Source organism: Neisseria sp. P0014.S002, assembly GCF_051958295.1.
Lineage (GTDB): Bacteria > Pseudomonadota > Gammaproteobacteria > Burkholderiales > Neisseriaceae > Neisseria > Neisseria flavescens_B.
Map to the genome: position 1 here is coordinate 1 of NZ_JBQCVO010000020.1, position 9,203 is coordinate 9,203.

The 9,203-nt window shown below is 44.7% G+C and carries 10 protein-coding genes and 2 pseudogenes; 2 read left to right on the plus strand and 10 right to left on the minus strand.

Annotated features, from left to right (window positions below; translation table 11 throughout):
* From ACTHSX_RS10280 to ACTHSX_RS10310, 7 genes and pseudogenes are all read right to left on the minus strand, one after another.
* Nucleotides 1-309, minus strand: a pseudogene (locus tag ACTHSX_RS10280) (RHS repeat protein); the annotation flags it as partial.
* 34 nt (nt 310-343) lie between these two features.
* Nucleotides 344-706: a cytochrome C biogenesis protein gene (locus ACTHSX_RS10285; RefSeq protein WP_440377595.1), complete on the minus strand. Its 363-nt coding sequence runs from the start codon at nt 704-706 to the stop codon at nt 344-346.
* A 49-nt stretch (nt 707-755) separates the two neighbouring features.
* Complete coding sequence (locus tag ACTHSX_RS10290; protein ID WP_440377594.1) at nt 756-1,148, minus strand: hypothetical protein; 393 nt, start codon at nt 1,146-1,148, stop codon at nt 756-758.
* Nucleotides 1,149-1,150: 2 nt separating this feature from the next.
* The gene (locus ACTHSX_RS10295; protein WP_440377593.1) at nt 1,151-1,444 is read right to left on the minus strand and encodes a hypothetical protein; all 294 of its coding nucleotides are present in this window, start codon (nt 1,442-1,444) and stop codon (nt 1,151-1,153) included.
* Between the two features lie 404 nt (nt 1,445-1,848).
* Nucleotides 1,849-2,162 (minus strand): annotated as a pseudogene (locus tag ACTHSX_RS10300) (RHS repeat-associated core domain-containing protein); the annotation flags it as partial.
* Between the two features lie 169 nt (nt 2,163-2,331).
* On the minus strand, nt 2,332-2,742 hold the full coding sequence (locus ACTHSX_RS10305; protein WP_440377592.1) for a tetratricopeptide repeat protein: 411 nt from the start codon (nt 2,740-2,742) through the stop codon (nt 2,332-2,334).
* Nucleotides 2,743-2,760: 18 nt separating this feature from the next.
* A complete protein-coding gene (locus ACTHSX_RS10310; RefSeq protein ID WP_440377591.1) occupies nt 2,761-2,979 on the minus strand; it encodes a hypothetical protein in 219 nt (72 codons plus the stop codon).
* A gap of 20 nt (nt 2,980-2,999) precedes the next feature.
* Here ACTHSX_RS10310 and ACTHSX_RS10315 point away from each other — a divergent pair, with 20 nt between their 5' ends.
* Entirely contained in the window at nt 3,000-3,149 is a 150-nt protein-coding gene (locus tag ACTHSX_RS10315) for a hypothetical protein (protein WP_440377590.1), read from the plus strand.
* A gap of 391 nt (nt 3,150-3,540) precedes the next feature.
* Here the strand turns inward: ACTHSX_RS10315 and ACTHSX_RS10320 are convergent, their stop codons facing one another.
* Nucleotides 3,541-4,518, minus strand: a complete 978-nt coding sequence (locus ACTHSX_RS10320; RefSeq protein ID WP_440377589.1) for a glycohydrolase toxin TNT-related protein — start codon at nt 4,516-4,518, stop codon at nt 3,541-3,543.
* 104 nt (nt 4,519-4,622) lie between these two features.
* On the opposite strand from ACTHSX_RS10320, the gene ACTHSX_RS10325 reads away from it, so the two are divergent.
* Nucleotides 4,623-4,772, plus strand: a complete 150-nt coding sequence (locus ACTHSX_RS10325; RefSeq protein ID WP_440379664.1) for a hypothetical protein — start codon at nt 4,623-4,625, stop codon at nt 4,770-4,772.
* Nucleotides 4,773-4,887: 115 nt separating this feature from the next.
* Here the strand turns inward: ACTHSX_RS10325 and ACTHSX_RS10330 are convergent, their stop codons facing one another.
* A complete protein-coding gene (locus tag ACTHSX_RS10330) occupies nt 4,888-5,352 on the minus strand; it encodes a hypothetical protein (RefSeq protein WP_440377587.1) in 465 nt (154 codons plus the stop codon).
* A gap of 11 nt (nt 5,353-5,363) precedes the next feature.
* A partial coding sequence (locus ACTHSX_RS10335; RefSeq protein ID WP_440377586.1) for a DUF6531 domain-containing protein occupies nt 5,364-9,203 on the minus strand: 3,840 nt, incomplete at its 5' end.

Below are 9,203 nucleotides of genomic sequence, written 5' to 3' on the forward strand. Positions count from 1 at the left end.
CGCATCGCGCCAGTCGGTTTCGGGCAAACCGTTTCGGGCGTTCTCTTCCTTAGTCGGTACTTTCCATTGGTGCTGGCAGATGATTTGGCCGTTGCCGTTGTAGTCGAAGCAGGTAATACCGTGGCTGTTGGCGGCGCGGACGAGGTTGCCGTCTAGGTCGTATTGGTAAACGGTTTCCTGAACTTGGTCGCCGCCGTCGCGGGCGAGGGTATGGATTAAGCGTCCCAATATATCACGTTTGAACTCGGTAATCCGCAGCGGGGTTTGGCTGTCGAGGCCGTCTGAAAGGGGTTTCAGACGGCCTTTAGGTTGTTTGTCGGTAACTACCCTAACTTATGCTTTGTTATACATAATTTCCTATCTTTTTTCTTAAAAATAAAAATATTTTTACCCAAAAGGGTGTTGTTAATCCCCAAATTCCTCCGAATATCAATCCTTCAAAGAGCATAAAATTCTCTCTTTTGATTTGTATAGCTAATCCCAGCAACATCCCAATTATCATCTGAATAATAGATAGGTATTTAATATTTTTTCTTTCTAATTCTAAATGGAACAATATCACTAAGAAAAAAGAGATTATTGGAAGTATAACCAATTTAACTGTTACATTATCCCCATAATAAGCCATCCATAACCAAATGAAAAACCAAGAAATTAGAATACTTATCCAATACTTTTGAATAAATTCTTTAAATTTAATTAACATGGAAGTCCTTTGGCTATGCTGTTTACAGCATATTCTTGAGATATATTTGTTAATATAAAGTTAAATTCTTTTCTGTGCTTTTATATATATCTGTATAGAAATAAATTCTATTACCTTTTATCTCTTTCAGATAAACCAAGTCTTCGATACCCCCAATATACTCAATTGATAAATCATCTAAATTTAATGTTGCAAGCCTAAATCCAACAACGCAAAATCGTCTAATGAAAACTGGAATATATATTTTTCTATTGCAATACAACAAAGGCCCTCCAAACCCCTGTTCTTTAATAATAACTTGACCGTTAATGGATAGACTTCCAACTAAGGGGGAACCTTGATTTACTTCCGTCAAACCAAGGTAACTGACTTCCCATTCGTCAAACAAAAATTTTTCTTGAAAGTCCAAAGGAGTTTCATTCAAAATTTTTAACTTAGACATTTTTATATTTTTCTTGTCAAAGAATTGAAATCTTCTTCTAATTCTACAAGGAGTTTACCAACCTCATTATTAAATGGCCAAGAATCAATTACTATCCGAGACAATAAAAATTCTTTTCCTTTTTTTTGTTGAAAAATACTTTCTGAATTTAGATAATTAATCATGTCATATAGTTCATTTTTTATAGAAATCAACTGCTGTTTATTTGTATAACTATATTCATCACAATTATTAATCATTTTATCAATTTCGACTAAAACTATATTAATCTTTTTTACAAATTGCTCCTGATTCATTGTCTTATTAACCTTTCTAAGTCATTAATATATTTTTGTGTTTGTCCACCAGGCAACCCCAAACCTTGAGGTGCAGCTTTACCTTCAATAATAGTTGTTCCTGGTTTCACTTTAAATTGAGCAATATTAGTCATGTGGTTCCATTTTGGTTTGACTGCGAGGCTACTTCTGGTAGCAGGGAATGTTTCAAATAAATAACGACCTTTAGCTTGAGCATTTATTCCGTCAAAGTACCTTAATCCATATTCACTAGTTCCTGCCGAACGTACTTTAATCGTTTCTCTATCAAAAGATTCTAAAATTTGTTTCCTATATTTTCTTGGAACTCCTTGTGATTTTAAATATTTAGATGCTTTTTTTACACCTTGATATGGATTTGGTGTTTTCGATCTTGATGAGCATTTGCTTAAACCAAGGGGATCAACCCAGTCTTGAGCATTCGGCGCAAACTGATAAACGTTCAAGCCGCCTTCCAATCCAATCGGGTCCTGATTCACAAACCGTCCGACCTCAGGCTCGTAATACCTCATCAGGTTGTAATGCAGTCCGGTCTCTTCATCGAAGTACTGGTTTTGCAATCGGAAGGGTTGGTGCGTGTTGATAGACCCTCTCGTCCTTTTTCAGACGCCCCTAAGCGGCGTATTCGCAGTACCACAACAGATTGCCGTGGATGGTCGGTCTTCTCGCGCGGTATACCGACTTGGTCGCAGTGGAAGTAGGGGCTTGTTGGCCGATTTCTCCGTCTTCGTTGATGGGGTTTCGATAGGCGAAACCGCGTGCGTGCGTACCGCACACACCCTACGTCGGGACTGAAGGTTTCATGCGGGCTACGGCTTGCTCCTCCAAAAGTTATAGGTTTGTAACGATAATCTGCTCAAACTTATTAATTAATTGATGTTTATTAGTATTTTTAATTCTTCTGGTAGTTTGGCACCATTTCTATGTGCCTTTTTAGCCCAAAATATGGCTTTTTCTTTATTGCCTTGTGTGAAAAATAAATCAGCTAAATTGGATTGGGCAATTGGATGTCCATTTTTTGCAGCTATCTCTAGCCATTTAAATTCCAAATCTTGATCTAAAGATACAAACATATGATATTGATATAATTTAAATGCTGAATTTTTATCTCCATTAGTGGCGTTCTCTTCGAGAATATGAATTTCTTCATCTGAAATCCAAAAAGTACTACCTGTTGATATGAAGTTAGTCATTTTCTCATTTCTTTCTGGATGTTGTTTACATGATATTAAAGGGGTTGATAACAAAAATAAAATTAAGAAATTTTTCAGTATTTCCATAGTTATCACGTTCCTTACTTATTTTTTACTTTGATGAGTAAAGATCCTCATGGTGTCTGGTTTGCTTGTATCTTGCGAGCGATCAGCCTTCATTCCCATCGGTGTTAATTTCCTGTTACTTGAAAACCAAAGATATTCATTTGGTGCTTTAACTGTAGTATTTAATTCATTAGCAAGTTGTTGTTCAAGAGGGTTTGCTCCTTTTCCTGTATTACAGGATAAGATCTCAACCGTCATATCGGCATGTCGAGGATATTGTGCGCGGGATCGAAGGCGAACACTTCGTTGCCCGCTCGGGTAATCCTGCCCAGTTTGTCGTACTTGAACTGGACCGTACCCGTCCGTTGGTCGGTACTGTGGGGCAGGTTGCTGGTGTGGCCGTAGTTGCGTTTGACGGCATAAGCTGATGCTACTGTAATCAGTAATGAAATTGTTAAAGAATCGATAGCTCAGATGCCTTCAAAGAAGATTTAGAAGTCGCCTAAAAAGTAGAAGCCGCGTGTATGTTACGCACATACCCCATACCATAATTAAAAGTTTCATACAGGCTACGGTTTGCTTTTTTTCATTCAAAAGAAAATTTTAACATTTTTGATAACCGATTTATAAAATATAGAATTGCCAAATGTTCATCTTGGTAACAATATTCTTCGGTTCTCAATCCTCTTTCAGAATAGAATATATGCCATTTTTTATTTTCTTCAACAATACATAATGATTCATCATTTACTTCATTGATTGAGTAACTATCTTCTGGTACTCCTTTACTTTTAAGATATGAATTCAATTCATTAATTTTTAACATTTTCCTATTTTCACCTCTTCTAGATGCCCAGATTCTATATATGATTTAACAGATTTTGGTAATTCATACTGTGTCCCTAATCCAATCTCGCCAAACCACGGCATAATTTTACTTGCAGCTACATTATCAATTGGTTTCAGTACCCTATATATGGTATAAGGCTTTTGATTAGAACCAGGAGGTAAGGCTCTCATAGGGTATGGTGTTCCTATTGGTGACACAAATGTTCCTCCTGGATAACCATACCTATCAACAAGAGTGCCAACCGGAAGTGTAATACTCCTTACTTCTCCTAAAGCGCCTCTATTAGGAGGCCAATATGGTGTGGGCAGATTTTTATTTAAACCTAGGACATCAAGCCACTTACTTGTATTAGGCGCAAACGCATACAGATTCTCCCCACCCAACAACCCAATCGGATCCTGATTCACAAACCTACCTGCATCAGGCTCGTAATACCTGAAGAAGTTGTAATGCAGTCCCGTCTCTCGGTCGGCATATTGGTTTTGCAAGCGGAAGGGTTGGTGAGCAGTTCCGGATGTATTGGTTTCACTCTTCAGTTTGCCCCAGCCGTAATAATCGCCGAACCAAACCAGGTTGCCGTCTTTATCGGTCATCTCTCTCGGGATGCCGATTTGGTCGCAGTGGAAGTAGTGGGTTTGTTGGCGGCTCTCGCCGTCTTCGTTGGTCCAGTTGCGTACTTGTGCCAGCGATTCGTAGGAATCCGGATCGGTGTAGATATAGGTATATCTGCCGTCCGGTTGGATTTCCTGTAAGAGGTGGCTGCCGTCCCAAACGAATCCGGTTTCCTCTTCGAGGCCGTCTGAAGCTTCTTCGTTTTTCAGACGGCCTTTGCCTATCCTTCTGCCCAAGGCGTCGTAGGTGTAGGCCCAAGTCTCTTTGCTGCCGTCTTTTTTGAAGATTTCCGCCTTAACCAGTTGGTCATGCCGATCGTAGAAGTAGTTCTGCACTTCGCCGTCGGCCAGTTCGCGGTGGATGAGGTTGCCGAAGTGGTCGTAGTAATAGCTGCTGCCGTTGTAGTTTTCAGGCGGTTGTCGGGGACGGTAGGGCTATTGTGATCGGACAGGATATTGTGCGCGGGGTCGAAGGCGAACAGTTCGTTTCCGGCTTTGGTAATCCGGCCCAGTTTGTCGTATTCGAAATGGGTCGTGCCCGTCCGTTGGTCGGTGCTGTGCGTATAGAAGAAACAGAATGGGGAGGTTAACAGAAAAGTGAACGGTAAAGACAACCTTATAAGATTTTTGGGTCTAAAATCAATCTGCGGCTACTTTTCTAGAAACCTACACCTGTATGTTGGATTAATGAAATAATTAGTAATCCTATGAATTATTTATTAATTTTTCAATATATTCAACACTCCTGAATAAATAGTATTCACCTATTTGCTGTATCAACTTTGATGAATCCCCAAATAATATCTTTTCTAAATAGTTTTTTAGAATTATAAGTTCATCTTTTTTTAAGAAATTTAAAGCATGAGTAATGTTTTCTTCTATAGGTAGATTTATAATAAATTCTTCTATATTTACTGGAATATCATCAGTTTTAATACCATTACTTATACTCTCAATAATTTTAGGCATTAAATAATTTATACCTTCTGGTGAAAAAAAAATGAATGGAATTAAATTATGCTCATCAATAATGATTTTTTCTATTGGAGTATATTCATAATACTTAAATTCATCTTTAAATTCCTCTATTTTATATATATTTTCTCGATAAAATTTTTTGAACAACCCTTCTTTTGGATAATTTCTATATGGAATTTTCAGAAATGACATATTTATCTCCATTATGTTAATAAGTAACTTTTACATTTATAGTGATTTTTCCATGCGGCGGCCATTGCTTCTTGATGGCCGGCATCTCCTCCTCCCCAGCATGTTTGCTCTCGTATAGAACGAGCGAGTGCTAAATTCAACCATGCCTTTGATCGTATAGATAAATTTTTAGGATCCATTCCTGGTTTACATCCTCCCAGCTTTTGAACAACATCTTTGGCTTTATTGACATTTTCAGAAAGCCTTTTGAAAACATCTGGGGGGCAATTAGGTTTAGGAGAGTTACAGGTACTACATGCGTTGGTTGATGTTGAGCTTGATGTAGCTACTGCTGTTGCGATAGCTGCTCCTACTGCTAATACGGCGGTTGCGGCTAGAGCAATTGTGCCTCCCGCAGCACATCCGACTGGTCCACCAAAAGGGGCTCCTATAGCACAACCTGCCGCAACTTGTGCCATTGCACCCGAAATATCCATCCATCTTTGAATATTTGGTGCGAATGCATAAAGATTTTCGGAGGCGATTACTCCAATCGGATCCTGATTCACAAACCGACCCGCATCAGGCTCGTAATACCTGAAGAAGTTGTAATGCAGCCCCGTCTCACGGTCGCAATACTGGTTTTGCAATCGGAAGGGTTGGTGAGCAGTTCCGGATATGTCGGTTTCACTCTTCAGTTTGCCCCAGCCGGTATAGTTGCCGAACCACAGTAAATTGCCGTCTTTATCGGTCATCTCTCTCGGGATGCCGATTTGGTCGCAGTGGAAATAGTGGGTTTGTTGGCGGCTTTCGCCGTCTTCGTTGGTCCAGTTATGTACTTGCGCCAAGGGTTCATAGCTGTCGGGATCGGTGTAGAGATAGGTATATCTGCCGTCCGGTTGGACTTCCTGCAAGAGGTGGCTGCCGTCCCAAACGAAGCGGGTTTCCTCTTCGAGGCCGTCTGAAACTTCTTCGTTTTTCAGACGGCCTTTGCCTATCCTTCTGCCCAAGGCGTCGTAGGTGTAGGCCCAAGTTTCTTTGCTGCCGTCTTTTTTGAAGATTTCCGCCTTAACCAGTTGGTCATGCAGGTCGTAAAAGTAGTTCTGTACTTCGCCGTTGGCCAGTTCTCGGTGGATCAGGTTGCCGAAGTGGTCGTAGTAATAGCTGCTGCCGTTGTAGGTTTTCAGGCGGTTGTCGGGGACGGTAGGGCTGTTGTGATTGGACAGGATATTGTGCGCGGGGTCGAAGGCGAACAGTTCGTTTCCGGCTTTGGTAATCCGGCCCAGTTTGTCGTATTCGAACCGGGTCGTTCCCGTCCGTTGGTCGGTACTGTGGGTCAGGTTGCCGGTACGGTCGTAGCCGTAGCTGCGTTTGACGGCATAAGCCGATGTTACTGCATTTTTAGCTGTCTCGGTCTGCGTCAGCTCGTTGAGTGCGGCAATTTGCCTTTTCAGACGGCCTAAGGGATCGAGTTCGTAACGGCTGGCGAGTTTACCCTGAGTGCGGTAGATTTCACGGTGCAGCCGATCGCGTTCGATGTCGGAGATGACTTCGTCGTCGAGGCTGATTTGGTGCAGGTGGCCGCTGCCGTAATACAGGTAATTGATCTGTCTGCCGTCGGGCAGGACGGTGGCGGTACGGTTGCCGTTGAAGTCGTAGTGGTAGCGGACGGTTTCGGTAACGGGCAGGTACAGCATATCGTACTGCGCATCGCGCCAGTCGGTTTCGGGCAATCCGTTTCGGGTGTTCTCTTCCTTAGTCGGTACTTTCCATTGGTGCTGGCCGATGATTTGGCCGTTGCCGTTGTAGTCGAAGCAGGTGATGCTGTGGCGGTTGGCGGCACGGACGAGGTTGCCGTCCAAGTCGTATTGGTAAACGGTTTCCTGAACCTTGTCGTTCTTGCGGGCAAGGGTATGGATTAAGCGGCCCAATACATCGCGTTTGAACTCGGTAATCCGCAGCGGGGTTTGGCTGTCGAGGCCGTCTGAAAGCGGGGCGGCGTCTTTTTTGGCGATGGGTTGTCCGCCCAACTGCGCCATCAGTTTGGCGGCGAGGGAGGTGTCGTCGCCATATTCGCGCTGTTCAATCAGCTCGTTGCCGGTATTGTAGCGGTAGCCGGTCAGTTTATGGTCGAAACCGCTTTCGGCAATCAATCGGTCGAGGACGTCGTAGGCAAAACGGTAGTGCGCACCGTTTTCATTGGTGAGACCGACTAAGCGGCGGGCTTGGTCGTAATGGTAGCCGAAGGTATGGCCCAGCGCATTGGTGCGACGGGTCGGCAGACCGTCTTGGCCGTATTCGTAGGAAGTGGTGTGGCCTTCGGCATCGGTATGGGTGGTCAGACGACCTGCACCATCGTAGCCGAAGGTCTCTTTGCTACCGTCGGGATAGAGGGCGAGGGTAAGGTTTTGATCGGCATCGTAGTGGTATTCGGTGTGCTGTCCCAGCGCATCGGTAATACGCGCCAGCTGTCCTTCGGGGGTATAAGAGAGTTTGGTTTCGTAACCCGAGCAGTCGGTAATCCGGTCGGGCTGATGGTTTTCGTTATAGTGGTAGGCGGTACTGCTGCCGTTCGGATCGGTTACCGACAGCAACAGACCGTTGCCGGCATATTCGAAACGGGTGATGTGTTTCAGCGGGTCGGTATGGGTCAGCAGGTTGCCCGCTTCGTCATAGGTATAGCCGTGGTAACGGCTTTCGGCATCACTTTTACGGATCAGTCGGTAGTTGTCGTCATAGTCGAAATGCAGGATGACGCCGTCCGGACGGGTAATGCTTTCTACCTGGCCTTCGTTGCTGTACTGATAACGGGTAACGCGTCCCATTGCATCGGTGTGGCTGAGCAGACGGCCCAAGTCGTCGCGTTCCATCAGGTTGGTGCTGCCGTCGGCAAACACCCGTTTGGTCAACTCGTTGTTGTAATCGTAATGATATTGCTCGGTACGGCCCAGTATGTCTGTTACCTCGGTGTAACCTTCGTGATAGGTAAAGCGCCATTCCTCGCCCAAAGAAGTCCGGTTACGGATGACTTTGCCGGTCGGGGTGTAATGGTCGTATTCGTATTCCGATACCAATCCGGCCGCATCCGTATGCGACACCATCAGATTGTTTTTATAGCCGAAGCTACGTTTGACGTTGCCGTCGCGACCGATGACGTGGATTAAGTCACCACTGCCGTTATATTCATAGCGGACCAGCGGATTGCCGATCCGGGCCGTTTCACCGAAGGCGGGCAAACCCTCCAGCAGCGACACCGACAGCAGCCGCATTTTGGGTGACTGCTCATCGGCCACATTGCCGAAGTTCAGCGAGAATACCCGGCCGTTGCCGTCAATAATGTATTGCGGCAGACCGGTCAGCGGATGATAGACGAAACGCTGATGGTTGCCGTTGGTGTCTTCTACCGCCACCAAAGGGAAGAGGGTGGCATCTTCGTCCGAACCGTCCTCCGCTACCACCAAAGGTGCAAAACGCAGCGCTATCGAACCGTCCAGCGAAGCAATGACGTAATGGCCGTCCGGATTTTTGCTGAACCAAATCTGTTCGCTCTCGAACAATACCGGCTCTTCGTCATCTTCATCCACTTCCGGCAAAGGGAACAGACGGCCCTGATCGTCGATATAGGCCAATCCGGCCGCATCGCGGATGATGCGTTGGCAGCCCGGTACGCTCCAGCCCTCGCCGAGCCAGCCGGTACCGTCCTGGTCGGAATAATAACTGCGGCTCCAAACCAGCGGCAGGATGCCTTCAAAGGCAAAGTCGGTCTCATTTGTCAAAAACTTCAAACCATGTATCGGATTGACCGGACGGCCGGCACCTACCGCACCCTTACAGGACAGACAGGTTTTAGGGGGGAGTCTTTTGCTGAACTT

What these genes read in the sequence shown, in the direction of transcription:
- ACTHSX_RS10285 (WP_440377595.1), bottom strand. Translation starts at nt 706, where the DNA reads ATGTTAATTAAATTTAAAGAATTTATTCAAAAGTATTGGATAAGTATT.
- ACTHSX_RS10290 (WP_440377594.1), bottom strand. Translation starts at nt 1,148, where the DNA reads ATGTCTAAGTTAAAAATTTTGAATGAAACTCCTTTGGACTTTCAAGAA.
- ACTHSX_RS10295 (WP_440377593.1), bottom strand. Translation starts at nt 1,444, where the DNA reads ATGAATCAGGAGCAATTTGTAAAAAAGATTAATATAGTTTTAGTCGAA.
- ACTHSX_RS10305 (WP_440377592.1), bottom strand. Translation starts at nt 2,742, where the DNA reads ATGGAAATACTGAAAAATTTCTTAATTTTATTTTTGTTATCAACCCCT.
- ACTHSX_RS10310 (WP_440377591.1), bottom strand. Translation starts at nt 2,979, where the DNA reads ATGACGGTTGAGATCTTATCCTGTAATACAGGAAAAGGAGCAAACCCT.
- ACTHSX_RS10330 (WP_440377587.1), bottom strand. Translation starts at nt 5,352, where the DNA reads ATGTCATTTCTGAAAATTCCATATAGAAATTATCCAAAAGAAGGGTTG.